The sequence below is a fragment of the Klebsiella sp. 141240 genome, assembly GCF_050600805.1.
Classification (GTDB): domain Bacteria; phylum Pseudomonadota; class Gammaproteobacteria; order Enterobacterales; family Enterobacteriaceae; genus Klebsiella; species Klebsiella aerogenes.
Genome location: NZ_JAQIRK010000001.1, coordinates 551,534 through 569,741 on the forward strand (window position 1 = coordinate 551,534; position 18,208 = coordinate 569,741).

Annotated in this window: 20 protein-coding genes; 11 read left to right on the forward strand and 9 right to left on the reverse strand. The window is 57.7% G+C overall.

Annotation, left to right across the window (positions count from 1 at the left end):
* The first annotated feature begins 23 nt into the window (after nt 1-23).
* Complete coding sequence (gene gatD / locus PGQ95_RS02585; protein WP_213793676.1) at nt 24-1,067, forward strand: galactitol-1-phosphate 5-dehydrogenase; 1,044 nt, start codon at nt 24-26, stop codon at nt 1,065-1,067.
* A gap of 110 nt (nt 1,068-1,177) precedes the next feature.
* Nucleotides 1,178-1,951, forward strand: a complete 774-nt coding sequence (locus tag PGQ95_RS02590; RefSeq protein WP_316424668.1) for a DeoR/GlpR family DNA-binding transcription regulator — start codon at nt 1,178-1,180, stop codon at nt 1,949-1,951.
* Between the two features lie 127 nt (nt 1,952-2,078).
* Here the strand turns inward: PGQ95_RS02590 and rsmI are convergent, their stop codons facing one another.
* Complete coding sequence (gene rsmI / locus PGQ95_RS02595) at nt 2,079-2,942, reverse strand: 16S rRNA (cytidine(1402)-2'-O)-methyltransferase (RefSeq protein ID WP_047044743.1); 864 nt, start codon at nt 2,940-2,942, stop codon at nt 2,079-2,081.
* A gap of 63 nt (nt 2,943-3,005) precedes the next feature.
* Between rsmI and PGQ95_RS02600 the strand changes: the two genes are divergently transcribed.
* From PGQ95_RS02600 to dolP, 4 genes are read left to right on the forward strand one after another with little or no spacing between them, the layout of a single operon-like run.
* The gene (locus PGQ95_RS02600) at nt 3,006-5,111 is read left to right on the forward strand and encodes a penicillin-binding protein activator (RefSeq protein ID WP_430916896.1); all 2,106 of its coding nucleotides are present in this window, start codon (nt 3,006-3,008) and stop codon (nt 5,109-5,111) included.
* Nucleotides 5,069-5,455, forward strand: coding sequence for a YraN family protein (locus PGQ95_RS02605; RefSeq protein ID WP_045394928.1), 387 nt, complete (start codon nt 5,069-5,071; stop codon nt 5,453-5,455). The genes PGQ95_RS02600 and PGQ95_RS02605 overlap by 43 nt, the downstream gene beginning before the upstream one ends.
* 25 nt (nt 5,456-5,480) lie before the next feature.
* The gene (diaA, locus tag PGQ95_RS02610) at nt 5,481-6,071 is read left to right on the forward strand and encodes a DnaA initiator-associating protein DiaA (RefSeq protein ID WP_015369544.1); all 591 of its coding nucleotides are present in this window, start codon (nt 5,481-5,483) and stop codon (nt 6,069-6,071) included.
* 9 nt (nt 6,072-6,080) lie between these two features.
* Complete coding sequence (dolP, locus tag PGQ95_RS02615) at nt 6,081-6,656, forward strand: division/outer membrane stress-associated lipid-binding lipoprotein (RefSeq protein ID WP_015369543.1); 576 nt, start codon at nt 6,081-6,083, stop codon at nt 6,654-6,656.
* Nucleotides 6,657-7,300: 644 nt separating this feature from the next.
* Here dolP and PGQ95_RS02620 read toward each other — a convergent pair.
* Nucleotides 7,301-8,344, reverse strand: a complete 1,044-nt coding sequence (locus tag PGQ95_RS02620) for a permease (RefSeq protein WP_113373131.1) — start codon at nt 8,342-8,344, stop codon at nt 7,301-7,303.
* Nucleotides 8,345-8,416: 72 nt separating this feature from the next.
* Nucleotides 8,417-9,064 carry an NAD(P)H-binding protein gene (locus PGQ95_RS02625; protein ID WP_213793678.1) on the reverse strand — a complete coding sequence of 216 codons (648 nt, stop codon included), beginning with the start codon at nt 9,062-9,064 and terminating at the stop codon, nt 8,417-8,419.
* 128 nt (nt 9,065-9,192) lie between these two features.
* Between PGQ95_RS02625 and PGQ95_RS02630 the strand changes: the two genes are divergently transcribed.
* Complete coding sequence (locus tag PGQ95_RS02630) at nt 9,193-9,711, forward strand: type 1 glutamine amidotransferase domain-containing protein (RefSeq protein WP_020077844.1); 519 nt, start codon at nt 9,193-9,195, stop codon at nt 9,709-9,711.
* On the opposite strand, the gene PGQ95_RS02635 is transcribed toward PGQ95_RS02630, so the two are convergent.
* A complete protein-coding gene (locus tag PGQ95_RS02635) occupies nt 9,691-10,134 on the reverse strand; it encodes a YhbP family protein (RefSeq protein WP_087859919.1) in 444 nt (147 codons plus the stop codon). The genes PGQ95_RS02630 and PGQ95_RS02635 overlap by 21 nt on opposite strands.
* Before the next feature lie 49 nt (nt 10,135-10,183).
* Between PGQ95_RS02635 and PGQ95_RS02640 the strand changes: the two genes are divergently transcribed.
* On the forward strand, nt 10,184-10,474 hold the full coding sequence (locus PGQ95_RS02640; RefSeq protein WP_026612209.1) for a GIY-YIG nuclease family protein: 291 nt from the start codon (nt 10,184-10,186) through the stop codon (nt 10,472-10,474).
* On the opposite strand, the gene PGQ95_RS02645 is transcribed toward PGQ95_RS02640, so the two are convergent.
* Nucleotides 10,461-10,964 carry a GNAT family N-acetyltransferase gene (locus PGQ95_RS02645; protein WP_015703593.1) on the reverse strand — a complete coding sequence of 168 codons (504 nt, stop codon included), beginning with the start codon at nt 10,962-10,964 and terminating at the stop codon, nt 10,461-10,463. The genes PGQ95_RS02640 and PGQ95_RS02645 overlap by 14 nt on opposite strands.
* Nucleotides 10,958-11,482: a ubiquinone anaerobic biosynthesis accessory factor UbiT gene (gene ubiT, locus PGQ95_RS02650; protein WP_015369536.1), complete on the reverse strand. Its 525-nt coding sequence runs from the start codon at nt 11,480-11,482 to the stop codon at nt 10,958-10,960. The genes PGQ95_RS02645 and ubiT overlap by 7 nt, the downstream gene beginning before the upstream one ends.
* 221 nt (nt 11,483-11,703) lie before the next feature.
* Between ubiT and ubiU the strand changes: the two genes are divergently transcribed.
* The 3 genes from ubiU (at nt 11,704) to PGQ95_RS02665 (ending at nt 14,679) form a co-directional block, all read left to right on the forward strand.
* Complete coding sequence (gene ubiU / locus PGQ95_RS02655; protein ID WP_045377933.1) at nt 11,704-12,699, forward strand: ubiquinone anaerobic biosynthesis protein UbiU; 996 nt, start codon at nt 11,704-11,706, stop codon at nt 12,697-12,699.
* 5 nt (nt 12,700-12,704) lie between these two features.
* Nucleotides 12,705-13,583, forward strand: coding sequence for a U32 family peptidase (locus tag PGQ95_RS02660; RefSeq protein ID WP_430916899.1), 879 nt, complete (start codon nt 12,705-12,707; stop codon nt 13,581-13,583).
* 88 nt (nt 13,584-13,671) lie between these two features.
* On the forward strand, nt 13,672-14,679 hold the full coding sequence (locus PGQ95_RS02665) for a luciferase-like monooxygenase (protein ID WP_430916901.1): 1,008 nt from the start codon (nt 13,672-13,674) through the stop codon (nt 14,677-14,679).
* A gap of 44 nt (nt 14,680-14,723) precedes the next feature.
* Here PGQ95_RS02665 and mtr read toward each other — a convergent pair whose 3' ends face one another.
* From mtr to yrbN, 3 genes are all read right to left on the reverse strand, one after another.
* Complete coding sequence (gene mtr / locus PGQ95_RS02670; protein ID WP_015369532.1) at nt 14,724-15,968, reverse strand: tryptophan permease; 1,245 nt, start codon at nt 15,966-15,968, stop codon at nt 14,724-14,726.
* A gap of 144 nt (nt 15,969-16,112) precedes the next feature.
* Nucleotides 16,113-18,047, reverse strand: coding sequence for a DEAD/DEAH family ATP-dependent RNA helicase (locus PGQ95_RS02675; protein WP_087859921.1), 1,935 nt, complete (start codon nt 18,045-18,047; stop codon nt 16,113-16,115).
* Complete coding sequence (gene yrbN, locus PGQ95_RS02680; RefSeq protein WP_086538083.1) at nt 18,040-18,120, reverse strand: protein YrbN; 81 nt, start codon at nt 18,118-18,120, stop codon at nt 18,040-18,042. The genes PGQ95_RS02675 and yrbN overlap by 8 nt, the downstream gene beginning before the upstream one ends.
* Nucleotides 18,121-18,208: the final 88 nt, after the last annotated feature.

Here is an 18,208-nt window from a genome sequence, read left to right on the forward strand (position 1 = left end):
CCTGAACATTTCTGGAGAATGGTATGAAATCAGTGGTAATCCATGCTGAGGGGAACGTCTGCGTTGAAGAACGCCCCATCCCCACGCTGCAAACGGAAGACGATGTCCTGGTCAAAGTGGTCAGCTCCGGGCTGTGCGGCTCCGATATCCCGCGCATTTTCGCCAAAGGCGCGCATTACTACCCTATTACGCTTGGGCATGAATTCAGCGGCTATGTCGAGTCCTACGGCGCGGCGGTGACCGATCTACAGCCCGGTGATGCTGTTGCCTGCGTGCCGCTGCTGCCCTGCTTCCAGTGTCCGCAGTGCCAGCGCGAATATTTTTCTTTATGTAAGCAGTATCAGTTCGTCGGCTCCCGCAGCGAGGGCGGCAACGCCGAATACGTGGTGGTGAAGCGCGCCAACCTGTTCCGCCTGCCGGATCAGATGCCCATTGATGATGGCGCGTTTATCGAGCCAATAACCGTTGGCCTGCACGCTTTTCATCTGGCGCAGGGCTGCGAGGGTAAAAACGTCATTATTATCGGCGCCGGCACCATCGGCCTGCTGGCGCTGCAGTGCGCCCGCGAGCTGGGAGCCAATAGCGTCACGGCTATCGACATTAATCCACAGAAGCTGGAGCTGGCCAAAACCCTTGGCGCGAGCCGGGTGTTCAACAGCCGCGAGATGAGCAGCCAGGCGATTCAACAGGCGCTGGAGGAAATCCAGTTCGATCAGCTCGTCCTCGAGACCGCCGGTACGCCGCAGACCGTCGCATTAGCAATTGAAGCCGCCGGGCCGCGGGCGCAGCTGGCGCTGGTCGGTACCCTGCATCACGACCTAACGCTGCCTGCCGTCACCTTCGGGCAAATTCTGCGTAAAGAGCTGAATATCGTCGGCAGTTGGATGAACTACTCAGGCCCGTGGCCGGGAGAAGAGTGGCAAACAGCAACCCGCCTGCTGACGGAAAAACGCCTGCAGTTGGCGCCGTTGATAGCTCATCGCGGCGATGCCGAGAGTTTTGCTCGCGAAGTTCAGGCGCTAAACGGCGCACCGATGCAGGGTAAAATCCTACTTAAACTTTCCTGATCGCTTGAGCCAGCAATCTGCGCTGGCTCACATTACCTTTCGAAAATTATCGTTCAACTTTCGTTATCCTTCGATTAAACTAAGTTGAGTTAATTATCAGGCAAATCAAGATGAACTCATTTGAACGAAGGAACAAAATCGTCGATATGGTGAATACGCAGGGCAGCGTATTGGTTTTAGACCTTTCGAATCTCTTTGGCATCTCTGAAGTCACCATTCGCGCCGACCTCCGTATGCTGGAAGAGAAAGGCCTGGTGACCCGTTTTCACGGCGGCGCCGCCCGCCCGGGTAGCGATCTGACCGAGAGTGATAACCTGGAAGTGGTACTGGAAGATCGTTATCAGCTCGCCAGCGATCCGAAAAAGCGCATCGCCCAGGCCGCCGCGGCAATGATCCATGAAGGCATGACGGTGATCCTCGATAGCGGCAGCACCACGCTGCTGATAGCCGAGGCGCTGGTACGAATGACCAATATCACCGTCATCACCAATAGCCTACCCGCCGCGTTTACGCTGTCGGAAAATAAAGATATTACGCTGGTGGTATGCGGCGGTACGGTTCGGCACAAAACGCATTCAATGCACGGAACCATCGCTGAACGTTCGCTGCAGGGGATTTGCGCTGACCTGATGTTCGTTGGCGCCGATGGTATCGATGCGACCAACGGCATCACCACCTTTAATGAAGGCTATTCGATCAGCAGCGTGATGGCCGCCGCCGCGCATAAAGTGATCGCCGTGCTCGATGCCAGCAAATTCAATCGCCGGGGCTTTAACCAGGTCCTGCCGATGGACAAAATTGACTGCGTGATTACCGACGACGGCATCAGTGACGCCGACCGCGCGGCGTTAAATAGCAAGAAGGTTGAATTGAAGATCGTGTAATTGCGCGCGAATCGGCGGTTTTATTCCGACATTTATTCCGACATTTATTCCGACATGTAGGATGAAATCCAAGGTGCCCTTCAACATCAGAAGGGCACCTTGCTGTCCTCAGCTACACCTGACAGGCTTACTCCCCCTGCTGCTCCAGCGCGTATTTATACAGCGCGTTCTTCTTCACGCCGTGGATTTCCGCGGCCAGCGCGGCGGCTTTCTTCAACGGCAGTTCCGCCTGTAGCAGCGCCAGAGTCCGCAGCGCGGCTGCCGGCAGCGCCTCTTCCTGGGCCTTAAACCCTTCGACGATCAGCACCATCTCGCCTTTGCGGCGATTTTCGTCTTCCTTCACCCACGCCACCAGCTCGCCAATCGGCGCGCCGTGGATAGACTCCCAGGTTTTGGTCAGCTCGCGCGCCAACACCACGTAGCGGGATTCGCCCAGAACCGCGCAGATATCTTCCAGGCTCTCCACCAGGCGGTGCGTTGACTCATAGAAGATAATGGTGCGCGGCTCTTCTTCCAGCGCCTTCAGGGTATCGCGGCGGCCTTTCGATTTCGCCGGCAGGAAACCTTCATAGCAGAAACGATCGGACGGCAAACCGGCGGCGCTCAGAGCGGCAATCGCTGCACAAGGGCCCGGCAGCGGCACCACGCGGATATTGGCTTCACGGCAGGTGCGCACCAGATGGTAGCCGGGATCGTTAATCAGCGGCGTGCCGGCATCGGACACCAGCGCGATGTTTTGTCCTTCTTTTAATTTCGCTAAAAGTGTTTCGGCCTTTTGCTGCTCGTTATGGTCGTGAAGGGCAAATAAACGGGCGTTAATCGCAAAATGCTGCAGCAGCAAACCGGTGTGGCGGGTATCCTCCGCAGCAATTAAATCAACAGCTTGCAACACTTCCAGTGCGCGCTGCGTGATATCAGACAGATTCCCTATCGGAGTGGGCACAATATACAGTTGCCCCTGAGAATTATCCGCTGATTCGTGTTGTTTCATTGTCTCGTCCGTATTGCCGATTTAATATTGAGCATTGAGCCAAAAAAATATCACTGGATACATATGGTACCGTCAACATTTCTTCGTTCTAAGCCCGCGCGCTGTCTGCCCGTATTGCTGGCTACTCTTCTTTTTGCTGGCTGCGGCACCCACACGCAGGATCAAAGCACGGCGTTTATGCAGGGTACGTCGCAGGCCAACTCCAGTTTCTACCTACAGCAGATGCAGCAAAGCACGAATGATAGCAAGACCAACTGGCAATTACTCGCCATTCGTGCACTGCTGCAGGAAGGTAAGAAGCAGCAGGCTATCGACCTGTACAACCAACTGCCGTCGAACCTGAATAGCACGCAGGCCCGCGAACAGTCGCTGCTGGCGGTGGAAGTCAAACTGGCGCAAGGCGATTACCAGGGCGCGAAGGCATTACTGAGCAAACTCGACCCTCTCAGTTTTGAGAAAAATCAGCAGCCGCGCTACTGGCAGGCGCAAATTGACGCCAGCCAGGGGCAGCCCTCTCTGGCGCTGCTGCGCGCGCTGATTGCCCAGCAGCCCCTGCTAAGCCAGGCGAAACAAAAACAACAAAACATCGACGCCACGTGGAAAGCGCTGACGGCGATGACCCCACAGCAGGCCAACGCGCTGGTGATCAATGCCGACGAAAACGTGCTGCAGGGCTGGCTGGATCTGCAGCGGATGTGGTTCGATAACCGCAACGATCCGGCGATGCTGAAAGCGGGCGTCAAAGACTGGCAAATCCGTTATCCGCAGAACCCGGGGGCGCAGATGCTGCCCACCGCGCTGGTGAACATGCAAAACTATAAACCGGCCTCGACCAATAAAATCGCCCTGCTGCTGCCTCTGAACGGCCAGGCGGCGATTTTCGGCCGCACTATCCAGCAGGGTTTTGAAGCGGCGAAGAATGGCGCCCCAGCGGTCCAGGGCAACGCAGTGCCGGCGCAGGTCGCCCAGGCGGCGAATGTTGCCGGCAATAATGATGTGGTGAGCCCTTCGCAGGCGGAAGTCGGCGATCTCACCGCCACCGGCAGCCAGGCCGCACCGGTGCAGGCGCCAGCGGAAACGCAGGCCGCGCCTGCCGCAAAACCAGCAGCCGCTCCGCTACCCGCCCCGGTTGCCGCAACGCCGGCAGCACAGCCAGTAGCACAACCGGTGAGCGCGCCAGCCGCGCAGCCGCAGCCCGCGGTGGCGGCAACCGCCAATCCTGCCGCTGAGCTGAAAATTTACGACACCACCAGCCAGCCGATGAGCCAGCTTCTGGCGCAGGTACAGCAGGACGGCGCGACCATCGTTGTCGGCCCGCTATTGAAAGAAAACGTCGAAGAGGTGATGAAAAGCAACACCTCGCTGAACGTGCTGGCCCTTAACCAGCCGGGGAAAGTCGAGAACCGCCCGAACCTGTGCTACTTCGCGCTCTCCCCGGAAGATGAAGCCCGCGACGCGGCGCGTCATATTCACGATCAGGGCAAACAAACGCCGTTACTGCTGGTGCCGCGCGGCGCGCTTGGCGACCGCGTGGTCAGCGCTTTCGCCGACGAGTGGCTGAGGCTGGGCGGCGGTACGGTGCTGCAGCAGCGTCTGGGATCGACAGCGGAGCTGAAATCCGGCGTCAACGGCGGCGGGATCTCACTGACCGGCAGCCCGGTATCGACGCTGCCGTCATCTGTAGATAGCTCGCTCGGCAGCCCAAGCGACGTTCCGGTCAGCAGCGGCGGCAGCATCGATGCCGCCTATATCGTCGCCACCCCGGAACAAATTGGCTATATCAAGCCGCTGATCGCGATGCGCAACGGCAGCCAGAGCAACGTCACCCTGTACGCCAGCTCCCGTAGCGCGCAAGGCACCTCTGGCCCGGATTTCCGTCTGGAGATGGAAGGCCTGCAATATAGCGAAATCCCGATGCTGGCCGGCAGTAACCCGGCGCTGATGCAGCAGGCGCTCTCCACCGTGCGTAACGACTACTCGCTGGCGCGGCTGTATGCAATGGGCGCCGATGCCTGGTCGCTGGCGAATCATTTCGCGCAAATGCGCCAGAGCCCAGGTTACCAGCTGAACGGCAATACGGGCGATCTGACGGCCACGCCGGACTGCGTGATTAACAGGAAGTTATCATGGCTCAAGTACCAACAGGGACAAATCGTCGCAGCCAACTAAGTAAACAGACCGGCGACGCCTGGGAAAGCCAGGCGCGTCGGTGGTTAGAACGGCATGGACTGCGTTTTATCGCCGCCAACGCCCGCGAGCGCGGCGGCGAGATCGACCTTATTATGCGCGACGGCGCGGTTATCGTGTTCGTCGAAGTGCGCTACCGGCGCAGCGCCAGCTACGGCGATGCCGCCGCCAGCGTCACGCCGCAAAAGCAACAACGCCTTCTCAAGGCCGCTCGTCTGTGGCTCTCCCGACAGAATGGGAGTTTTGATACTGTGGATTGCCGTTTCGATGTGGTAGCCTTCACCGGCAACGACATCCAATGGCTGAAAAACGCCTTTGGCGAATAGCGTATTATCAGATTTAAGGGATCCCGTGCTCGACAGAATTAAAGCCTGCTTTACCGAAAGCATTCAAACCCAAATCGCCGCCGCGGAAGCGCTCCCGGACGCCATCTCGCGCGCGGCAATGACGCTCGTTCAGTCGCTGCTTAACGGCAACAAAATCCTCTGTTGTGGTAATGGCACCTCCGCCGCCAACGCACAGCATTTTGCTGCCAGCATGATCAATCGTTTCGAAACAGAGCGCCCTGGTTTACCCGCCATTGCACTAAATACCGATAATGTGGTCTTAACCGCAATCGCCAACGATCGCCTGCATGATGAAATCTATGCTAAGCAGGTGCGCGCGCTGGGACACGCCGGCGATGTACTGCTGGCGATTTCTACGCGCGGAAATAGCCGGGATATCGTGAAAGCCGTGGAAGCGGCGGTCACCCGCGATATGACTATCGTGGCGCTAACCGGTTACGACGGCGGCGAGCTGGCTGGCCTGTTAGGTCAGCAGGACGTTGAAATCCGCATTCCTTCACACCGCAGCGCGCGGATCCAGGAAATGCATATGCTCACCGTCAATTGTCTGTGCGATTTGATTGATAACACGCTTTTTCCACACCAGGACGAATAAGGAGAACACATGAAGGCTCTCTCGCCCCTCGCCATCCTGCTTTCTGCGCTACTGCTACAGGGCTGCGTCGCCGCAGCGGTAGTCGGTACGGCAGCCGTCGGCACCAAAGCGGCAACGGACCCGCGTACGGTGGGTACGCAGGTTGATGACAGCACCCTGGAGCTGCGCGTTAACAGCGCCTTAGGGAAAGATGAACAGATTAAGAAAGAAGCGCGTATTAACGTCACCGCTTATCAGGGCAAAGTCCTGCTGACCGGCCAATCGCCGACCGCCGATCTCTCCTCTCGCGCCAAACAAATTGCGATGGGGGTTGAAGGGACTACCGAAGTCTTCAATGAAGTACGTCAAGGCCAGCCGATTGGCTTAGGCACCGCGTCGTCGGATACCTGGATCACCACCAAAGTTCGTTCCCAACTGCTGGGCAGCGATCAGGTGAAGTCTTCCAATGTGAAAGTGACGACCGAAAATAGCGAAGTGTTCCTGATGGGCCTGGTCACCGACCGTGAAGGCCGCGCAGCGGCGGATATCGCCAGCCGGGTAAGCGGTGTGAGCCGCGTCACCACCGCCTTTACCTATATTAAATAAAAGCCCTGTATGAGTTGTAGATACTGTTATCGGTTGGCAACTTTTCTCTTGAGAAAAACGTTTATCGCGTGTCGCTTCAGAGAACATTGCGCTCCTGGTTGAGTTATATGCAATATGTTTTCCGTGGCGCAGGGAGCGCACAGAGGGCGGCCAGTCGCCGCCGCCCTCTGTACTCCCGGGCTCTGGCCGCCAAAATCGCCACTTCGTGGTACCTTCGACTTATCCCTGCAGGCTTCGGGTCGGGCCGAGGCAGCGTCCTTGCAAATCACGGCCCTCAGCCCGCATCCATGCGGGCTGCCCCGGCCTTCCGGGAACGTCTCAGCGATTTTGAGGCCACCAGCACCGGCAGTTTCAGCCAGCGTGGTGAAGACATTAAAGGCAGGTCGCACGGACCGTAGATACTGTTATCGGTTGGCAACTTTTTTAAGGGGTTTTCCCGGACGCGGCGCGTTGCGCCTTCTCCGGGCTACCAAATCGCAAAGCGCTGTAGCCCCGGTAAGCGGCAGCGCCACCGGGGGGATTTTGAGGCCACCAGCACCGGCAGTATAAATTAACGACAGGCCGCACGGACTGTAGGCCGGGTAAGGCGTAGCCGCCACCCGGCACAAAATCCGGCGCCGGGGCTACAGCCCCGCCCCGGAAAATTACACTAGCGCCAGCGCGCCAACGATCGCCCCGCACAACGCCACCAGCCCGCCGGTTAGCCACAGCGCTTTAGCCGGGAACGCCTTACGCAACATAATCAGCGACGGCACGCTCACCGCCGGCAAAGTAATCAGCAGCGCCAGCGCCGGCGCGGTGCCCATTCCGGCCAGCATCATCGTCTGCACAATCGGGATTTCCGCCGCCGTCGGGATAACGAACAGGCAACCGGCTATCGCCATTGCGATCACCCAGAACAGCGTGTTATCGACCGCGCCCTCAGCGTGCGGGAACAGCCAGACCCGCGCCGCGCCCAGTACCAGCACCGCGAGGATATAAACCGGGATCGTACTCCAGAACAGCGACCACAGCGCGCGTAGCCAACGGCTGATAAAACTGCCCTCATCGCGCTGCAGTTGGCTAATGTCTTCTGTCGCCACCGGCTGCGTCGCCGCCTCTTTTACCCATTTTTGCACGAGCGTCGCCACCACTAGCACCGTCGCCAGCCCGGCCACTAGTCTGATCAGAGCAAACTGCCAACCTAGCACGAAGCCCATAAAGACCAGCGTTGCCGGGTTCAGCAGCGGGTTGCCCATCCAGAACGCCAGCGCTCCGCCCATCGACACCTGCTGTTTACGCATACCGGCGGCGACCGGCGCGGCGCAGCAGGTACACATCATCCCCGGTAGCGAAAAAATCGCTCCCAGCAGCGTGCCCTGAAAACGAGATTGCCCAAGCGTGCGCAGCAGCCAGTCGCGGGGGATCAGCACCTGAATAAGCGACCCGAGCAGCACGCCGAGCACCGCCGCTTTCCAGACCGCGAGGAAGTAAACCATCGCGTAATCCCATGCCGCCTGCAGCGGGTTTACATCAGACTGCGCGAGAATAGATTTACCGATACTGTGGGTTTCCGCGGCCGTAAAGGCTTTACCGTAATACGGCTGCCATTTGACGTACCACAGACCAACGATAACGACGAGAAAGAACAGCGCGGGTTTCCACCATTGAAATGGTGATGCCGCCTGAGATGAAGACTGACCAGCCATAGCATTCCCCAGGGAGAAGTGATAACAAATAAGGAGGTGAATACTACGCCTGCCGTCCAAATTTGAAAATGGTTAATCCGCCTGCCGGGCAGCGCGCTCCCGTAGCTGAGACGAGGTAAGGATCTGGACGCCTTCATGGCTCGGCGCCAGCGCCTCCGCGAGCAGGGCAGTCGCTACATCGCGAGCCTGAATAGCTTTCCAGTCTCCAGGCAGAAAACGAAATAGCGGTGCAAAGAGCGTTTCATTGGCGCGTTTGTGCTCCCGCTCCCCCAGCAACATTGAAGGACGGGCAATGGTCAGCCGCGGCCACTCCTGCGCCATCAGCGCCTCTTCCATTTCCCCTTTCACGCGGTTATAGAAGAAGGGCGAATGCGCATTGGCGCCCATCGCGCTGACCACCAGCATATGTTGCGCCCCAAGGCGCTTCCCGACCAGTGCCGTATCCACCACCAGCGTATAGTCAGCATGCACAAACGCTTCTTTACTCCCCGCTTCCCGTCGCGTGGTGCCCAGGCAGCAGAAAACGATATCGACAGGATCAACCACCTGCGCCAGTGCATCGGTCAACTGCGGATCGTAAGGATTAAAGACCCCTTCCGCGGGCGGGAGTGGGCGGCGAGTCGGCGCAGTAATCGCGCTAATGCCCGGCTCACTCTGCAGCAAACGAAGTAAGTGCCCACCAACCAAACCAGTCGCGCCGGTTAATAATACCTGACTCATCGAATCTCCTTTGCAGAATTGTCTGCCTTGCACTTTGCCCCACATGTTCCAGGCTTAATAGCTTACGAGGTAAGTATCCACCATCATCATGGAAATGCCTCATTCACTGCCAAAAGATCGGAGGAAGAATGAGTAAAAAGATTGCCGTACTAATCACCGACGACTTCGAAGATTCTGAATTCACCTCACCTGCCGAGGCCTTTAAACTTGCCGGGCATCAGGTCGTGACGATTGAGAAACAGGCAGGAAAAACGGTAAAAGGGAAACAAGGCGAGGCTGAAGTGGCGATCGACAAAGCAATAGATGACGTGACGCCGGCACAGTTTGACGCGTTGTTGCTGCCAGGCGGCTATTCACCGGACCAGTTGCGGGGGGATGAGCGCTTCGTCACTTTTACTCGCGACTTCGTGAATAGCGGTAAGCCGGTCTTTGCCATCTGCCATGGCCCGCAGCTGCTTATCAGCGCAGGCGTCATTCGCGGGCGTAAACTCACAGCGGTTAAACCCATCGTGGTCGACGTGAAAAATGCCGGCGGTGAGTTTTACGATCAGGAAGTGGTGCTTGATAACGATCAGTTAGTCACCAGCAGAACGCCAGACGACCTGCCGGCGTTCAATCGCGAGGCGCTACGCCTGCTCGGCGCTTGAGTCGCGCAGCCAGTATAGCTTTTTGCCAAAACCCAGCGTGTTGTCGGTAAATTTAAGCTCGTCGGGACGAATCTCCCACACCGGCGCCGACAACATGCGGGCAACAGGGAAGCGCTTGACGTAGCGCTTGCGCATCTCAGCCTCTTCATCACCGTGAAGGCGGCGGATCTCCCCCTTAAACTGCACGCCGCGGATCAAGGCAACGGTCTTTGGCTGGCCGTTGACCGTCCCGGCGACTTTCGCGCCTTCGCCGGTCATCTGGCCGTGACGGGTTTTTTCGTCGCTTAGTAGATAAAAAGCGACGTTATCCGGGTCGTAAACATAAAACGCATTGGCGCACCAGAGCTCGTCATCACGTGCCACGCACCAGGTGATGACGTGCTGTTTGCCCAGCCAGCGGCTAATCGCGGCAAGCGTATCCATCTTTATTCTCCATTATGTTATGGTGCACACACCCTAACAGACTGACATTATTACCGTGTGCTGGTTTCTCTATCTTATTCGAACCGCTGATAACCGCCTGTATACCGGCATCACCACCGATGTCCCACGCCGCTTTCTTCAGCATCAGGAAGGCAAAGGGGCGAAAGCGCTGCGCGGCAAAGGAGAACTGGCGCTGGCGTTTAGTCAGAAAGTTGGTGACCACTCACTTGCGCTGCGGCTGGAGTATCGCATCAAGCAGCTAACGAAGCGCCAGAAAGAGCGCCTCGTTGCCGGGGATGGTTCGTTCGAGACCCTACTGGAGGGGCTCAGAAGCGATTGAAATGATCGCTGTACTCGACCAGACCGTGTACGCCCTGCAGCGCGTCATCCGCCAGACGATGCACCTGGAAGGCTTCCGCGGTGTCCGGCCAACGGCAGCGTAAATCGAACGCGGCCGCGGGTTCAAAGCCCAAACGGCCATACAGCGCCGGTTCGCCCAGCGTGACCACCGCGGCGTAGCCAAATTCATTTAATGAATCCAGCCCTTCGTAGACCAGCTGTCGGCCAATACCCTGGCCGCGATAGCTTTCATCTACCGCCAATGGCGCCAGCCCTACCCACTGCAGCTCTTCGCCTTCGACGGTGACTGGGCTAAAGGCGACATAGCCAACCACCTGGCCTTCATCGTCAGTGGCGACTAAGCCCAGCGTGATCAGACCATCTTCACGCAGATCGTGCACCAGCTTCGCTTCCGCGTCGCTGCCGAACGTACGGCGCAGCAGCGCGTCGATACCCGGCGCATCAATCCCAATTTCCACTCGAATCAGCATGCCTCACCTACCGATGTCTGTTCAGGTTTCTGCGGGCTCTTCAGGCCTGCTTCGACAAAATCCGCCATCTGCAGCAGCATGACGCGCAGTGCTTTCGGCATCTGCTCCAGCTCGATGGCATCCATCAGGTTCTTCACGTATAGACCCAGCTCAGTATCACCTTCAATCACCAGACGACGCTGGAAGAATAGCGTATCCGGATCCTGTTTACGCGCGGCAATCATCAGCAGATCGCTGGCATCGGCGCTAAAGCTGACATCGGCGTCAGCCTGCTGGCTGACCACCAGGCGACCGTCGACTACCGAGGTATACCACAGCAGGCCAATATCGCGCACATTAATACTTAACCAGCGACCTTCGAGAAACTCCAGTTCTCCATCCGCCAGCGCCTGGCGAAATTGCCAGCTCAATACTTGTTCCAGCACCTGGCGCTTGAGGGCAAAAGGCGCCAGCTTAACCGGCACGCTCATTAAAGACGGGCCAAAACGGACCAGCCGGGAACGCAGTTCATCCAACACAAGCTTCACTCCATGCATGCAATAGTTTCGCTATTGTGCCATATCAAATAAACGACATAGCGGCGTAAATCAACAAAATCGCGATGATGGCCGCCAGCTATTGAGCCCACCAATACGCTTTTAACTGCCTCAAATCAAAAATTGTCACCAGAAGGTTAACTAAAATCCCAGCTCGTTAACCATTTTGCGTCCCTGACCGGCCGCGTTTTTCAGGAAAAATTATGGAGCTGCTCTGCCCCGCCGGTAACCTCCCGGCTCTTAAGGCGGCCATCGAAAACGGCGCCGATGCCGTGTATATCGGGCTGAAAGATGACACCAATGCCCGCCACTTTGCCGGCCTTAATTTCACCGAAAAGAAATTGCAGGAAGCCGTCAGCTTTGTGCACCAGCATCGCCGTAAGCTACATATCGCGATTAACACCTTCGCCCATCCCGACGGTTATGCCCGTTGGCAGCGAGCGGTGGATATGGCCGCGCAATTGGGCGCCGACGCGCTCATCCTCGCCGATATCGCGATGCTGGAGTACGCCGCGGAACGCTACCCGCACATCGAACGTCACGTTTCAGTGCAGGCGTCCGCCACTAACGAAGAGGCGGTGCGTTTTTATCACCGCAACTTTGACGTTGCCCGCGTCGTACTGCCGCGGGTGTTATCCATTCACCAGGTGAAACAGTTAGCCCGCGCCACGCCGGTGCCACTGGAAGTCTTCGCCTTCGGTAGCTTATGCATCATGGCGGAAGGCCGCTGCTATCTCTCGTCGTATCTCACCGGCGAATCGCCAAATACCGTCGGCGCCTGTTCGCCCGCGCGCTTCGTCCGCTGGCAGCAAACGCCGCAGGGGCTGGAGTCACGCCTTAACGAAGTGCTGATCGATCGCTATCAGGATGGCGAAAATGCCGGTTATCCGACGCTGTGCAAAGGCCGCTACCTGGTCGACGGCGAGCGCTACCACGCGCTGGAAGAACCCACCAGCCTCAATACCCTGGAGCTGTTGCCAGAACTGATGGCCGCCAATATCGCCTCGGTAAAAATCGAAGGCCGTCAGCGCAGCCCGGCATACGTCACCCAGGTAGCGAAGGTCTGGCGTCAGGCGATCGATCGCTGTAAAGCCGATCCGCAGAACTTCGTACCGCAATCCGCATGGATGGAAACCCTTGGTTCGATGTCCGAAGGAACGCAAACCACCCTTGGCGCCTATCACCGTAAATGGCAGTGAGAAACATGAAATATTCATTAGGGCCAGTGCTGTACTACTGGCCAAAAGAGACGCTGGAAGATTTTTACCAGCAGGCGGCAAACAGTAGCGCTGACACCATTTATCTGGGCGAAGCAGTGTGCAGCAAACGCCGCGCCACTAAAGTCGGCGATTGGCTTGAGATGGCGAAAACGCTGGCCGGTAGCGGCAAGCAGGTGGTGCTTTCCACCCTCGCGCTGGTGCAGGCCTCCTCCGAACTGGGCGAGCTGAAGCGCTATGTCGAGAACGGCGAATTCCTGATTGAAGCCAGCGACCTCGGCGTGGTCAATCTCTGTGCCGAACGCAAGTTGCCCTTCGTCGCGGGTCATGCGCTGAACTGCTACAACGCCGTCACCCTGCGCCTGCTGCTGAAACAGGGCATGGTGCGCTGGTGTATGCCGGTTGAACTCTCCCGCGACTGGCTGGCTAATTTACTGACCCAGTGTGAAGAGCTGGGTATTCGCAACCAGTTTGAAGTCGAAGTGCTGAGCTACGGCCATCTGCCGCTGGCCTATTCCGCGCGCTGCTTTACCGCTCGCTCGGAAGACCGGCCAAAAGACGAATGCGAAACCTGCTGCATCAAGTACCCAACCGGGCGCAGCATGCTGTCGCAGGAGAACCAGCTGGTGTTTGTGCTTAACGGCATTCAGACGATGAGCGGCTACGTCTATAACCTTGGCAACGAGTTAACCTCGATGCACGGTCTGGTTGATATGGTGCGCCTGTCGCCGATGGGTAGCGAGACCTTCGCCATGCTCGACGCCTTCCGCGCCAATGAAAATGGCGCTGCGCCGCTGGATCTCACCGCTAACAGCGATTGCAACGGCTACTGGAAACGGCTGGCCGGGCTGGAGCTGCAGGCGTAAGGTGAAGTGTAAAAGCTCACTTTGTTAACAACGGTTATTAATTTTTAATGCACTATTAAAAGATTCACCGTCGACAAAGTGAGCTGTTATGACTGATAAAACCATTCCGTTCTCGGTGCTCGATCTGGCGCCGATCCCGCAGGGTTCTTCTGCTAAAGAAGCCTTTTCCCATTCTCTCGCTCTCGCCCAACTGGCGGAATCCCGCGGCTACCACCGTTATTGGCTGGCTGAGCACCATAATATGGTGGGCATTGCCAGCGCGGCGACCTCGGTGTTGATTGGCTATCTTGCCGCCAATACCACCACCCTGCATCTGGGATCCGGTGGCGTGATGTTGCCAAACCACTCGCCGCTGGTGATCGCCGAACAGTTCGGCACCCTGAATACGCTGTATCCCGGACGTATCGATCTCGGCCTTGGCCGCGCGCCGGGCAGCGATCAGCCGACCATGCGCGCGCTGCGTCGCCACATGAGCGGCGATGTCGATAATTTCCCGCGCGATGTGGCGGAGTTGGTGGACTGGTTTGACGCTCGCGAGGCTAATCCGCAGGTGCGCCCGGTTCCCGGCTATGGCGAACGAATTCCGGTGTGGCTGCTGGGCTCAAGCCTGTACAGCGCGCAGCTGGCGGCGCAGCTTGGTCTGCCGTTTGCCTTCGCCTCTCACTTCGCGCCGGACATGCTATTCCAGGCTCTGCATCTGTACCGCAGCAACTTCAAACCTTCGGCGCGGCTCGAAAAACCGTACGCGATGGTATGTATCAATATTATCGCCGCCGATAGTAATCGCGATGCGGAGTTCCTCTTTACCTCGATGCAGCAGGCCTTCGTTAAGCTGCGCCGCGGTGAAACCGGGCAGTTGCCGCCGCCGGTGGAAAATATGCATCAACTGTGGTCAGCGTCCGAGCAGTATGGTGTACAGCAGGCATTGAGCATGTCGCTGGTTGGCGATAAGACTAAAGTTCGCCATGGGTTAGCGTCGATTCTTCGCGAAACGGAAGCAGACGAAATCATGGTCAACGGCCAGATCTTCGACCACCAGGCGCGCCTGCATTCGTTTGATTTAGCGATGCAGGTGAAAGAGGAATTGCCAGGTTAGTAACGCGGTAAGCCCGGTGCGCGTCACGCCACCGGGCAATACGGTTATTGATAAACCGGCAGCAGATTAAAGCTCGACAGGAAATGCACCACCGCGTTGCCGAGCCCGAACAGCAGGATCAGCGCAATCATCGGTTTTCCGCCCCAAACGCGGAACTGTGGGCTGCCGAAGCGTTTACGCGAAGCGCGAGCCAGCAGCGCCGGCACAATCGCCGCCCATACCGTCGCCGCCAGGCCGGCATAGCCGATGGCATAAAGGAACCCATCTGGTTTCACCAGCCCGCCAATCATCGGCGGGATAAAGGTCAACAGCGCGGTTTTAAAGCGTCCCATCGCGCTATCGTCAAAGCCAAACAGATCCGCGAGATAATCGAACAGCCCCAGCGTCACGCCGAGGAAGGAACTGGCGACGGCAAAGTTGGAGAACACCACCAGCAGCAGATCCAGACCGCGGCTATTCAGCACGCCGCTCAGCGCCTGCACCAGCACATCAATGTTGCCGCCCTTCTGGGCGATGCCGATAAACTGCGGACGAGGGATATTACCCATCGTCACCAGCAGCCAGACCACATACAGACCCAGCGCCAGCAGCGTACCGTAAATCAGACAGCGGGTAATGGTGCGTGGATCCTTACCATAATATTTCATCAGGCTCGGCACGTTACCGTGATAGCCAAACGAGGCCAGGCAGAACGGCAGCGTCATCAGCAGGTATGGCGCATAGGAGGCATTCTTCTCCACGACGTTAAACAGCGTCGTCGGCTCGACGTGCCCCAGCAGGCTGCCGAAGGTCAGGAAGAAGGTAATCACCTTAGCGCCCAGTACGATAGCCGTCATGCGGCTCACCGCTTTCGTGCTCATCCAGACGATAAAGGCCACCAGCAGCGCAAAGCCGAAGCCCGCAGCGCGCGCCGGTACGTTCAGCGACATCTCACTGAAGGTGTGGTGCAGGATCGAACCGCTCGCCGAAATATAGGCGTAGGTCAGGATATACAGCACAAAGGCGATCGACACGCCGTTCACCAGGTTCCAGCCTTTGCCGAGCAGGTCTTTGGTAATGGTGTCGAAGCTGGAGCCAATCCGGTAGTTAAGGTTGGCTTCCAGAATCATCAAACCGGAGTGCAGCATGCAGAACCAGGTAAAAACCAGCGCCGCCAACGACCAGAAGAACCACGCGCCGGACATGACCACCGGCAGCGAGAACATGCCTGCGCCAATAATCGTGCCGCCGATAATCACCACGCCGCCAAATAAAGACGGTCGGGTGGCCGTAGTCGTTAGTGTCGCCATTTGCCGAAATCTCCAGTGGAAAATACTTCGCTCACGTTGAGCATGACGCACTGTACCAGTACACGAGTACAAAAGAAATAAAAAAAGCCCCAATCATGACGATCGGGGCTGTATTATTTACTTTACGCTAGCGGATTGCGCTTATTACGCATCGCCACCGAAACGACGACGACCAGCGGAGTCATCACGGCGCGGCGCAGAAGCATCGTCACGACGCGGCGCGCGGCCGCCTTCACGACGTTCGCCGCTGAAACGACGACCTTCACCACGTCCGCCTTCGCGACGTTCGCCACCGAAGCTACGGCCACCTTCACGACGCTCGCCGCCGAAGCCACGACCGCCTTCACGACGCTCGCCGCCGCCACGACGTTCGGTGCGCGGCTGCGCATCGCCCAGCAGCTGCATGTTCATCGGCTTGTTCAGGATGCGGGTACGAGTAAAGTGCTGCAGCACTTCGCCCGGCATACCTTTCGGCAGTTCGATGGTGGAGTGAGAACCGAACAGCTTGATGTTGCCGATGTAGCGGCTGCTGATGTCGCCTTCGTTAGCGATCGCGCCAACGATATGACGAACTTCAACGCCGTCATCACGGCCCACTTCAATGCGGTACAGTTCCATTTCACCCACGTCACGACGCTCACGCTTCGGACGATCTTCACGATCGCCACGCGGACCGCGGTCATTACGGTCGCCACGGCGTTCGAAACGGTCATCACGATCGCGGAACTCACGCTTAGGACGCATCGGCGCATCCGGCGGAACGATCAGAGAACGTTCGCCCTGGGCCATTTTCAGCAGCGCAGCGGCCAGCGTTTCTACGTCCAGCTCTTCGCCTTCCGCAGTCGGCTGGATTTTAGCCAGCAGCGCACGATACTGGTCCAGATCGCTGCTTTCCAGCTGCTGCTGAACTTTAGCGGCGAATTTCTCCAGACGACGTTTGCCCAGCAGTTCCGCGTTCGGCAGTTCTACTTCAGGGATCGTCAGCTTCATCGTACGTTCGATGTTACGCAGCAGGCGACGTTCACGGTTCTCAACGAACAGCAGCGCGCGACCCGCACGACCCGCACGACCGGTACGGCCGATACGGTGAACGTAAGATTCGGAATCCATCGGGATGTCATAGTTAACAACCAGGCTGATACGCTCAACGTCAAGGCCGCGGGCCGCAACGTCGGTGGCGATCAGGATGTCCAGACGACCGTCTTTCAGGCGCTCCAGAGTCTGCTCACGCAGCGCCTGGTTCATATCGCCGTTCAGCGCGGCGCTGTTATAGCCGCTACGCTCCAGCGCTTCTGCCACTTCCAGAGTCGCGTTTTTGGTACGCACGAAGATAATCGCCGCATCAAAGTCTTCCGCTTCCAGGAAACGCACCAGCGCTTCGTTTTTCCGCATGCCGTAAGCAGTCCAGTAGCTCTGGCTAATGTCCGGGCGCGTGGTGACGCTGGACTGAATGCGCACTTCCTGCGGCTCTTTCATAAAGCGGCGGGTAATGCGACGAATCGCTTCCGGCATAGTGGCGGAGAACAGAGCGGTCTGATGACCTTCCGGGATCTGCGCCATGATAGTTTCTACGTCTTCGATAAAGCCCATGCGCAGCATTTCATCTGCTTCGTCCAGTACCAGACCGCTCAGTTTAGAGAGATCCAGCGTACCGCGCTTCAGGTGGTCCAGCAGACGACCCGGGGTACCGACGACGATCTGCGGCCCCTGACGCAGGGCGCGCAGCTGCACGTCATAACGCTGGCCGCCGTACAGGGCAACCACGTTTACGCCGCGCATATGTTTAGAGAATTCCGTCATTGCTTCAGCAACCTGTACCGCCAGTTCGCGGGTCGGCGCCAGCACCAGAATCTGTGGTGCTCTAAGCTCAGGATCGATGTTGTTCAGCAGCGGTAAAGAGAACGCTGCGGTCTTACCGCTACCGGTCTGGGCCATACCCAGAACGTCGCGGCCGTCCAGCAGATGCGGAATGCACTCAGCCTGGATCGGAGATGGTTTTTCGTAACCCAGATCGTTAAGCGCTTCAAGGATAGGAGCCTTCAGGCCCAGATCTGCAAAAGTGGTTTCGAATTCAGCCATGTAGTACGTGTGCCTCAAAATTAATGGCGGCCAGTCTACATAACTCATCGTGAAAATTTAGAGTAATTTTCATTGAAAAGTGTGAACCGGCTCAAAGTAGGTGTATTAACGAACAACAACGCCCTCACCCGCGAAGGTGATGGCAATCAAAAAATGGGCTG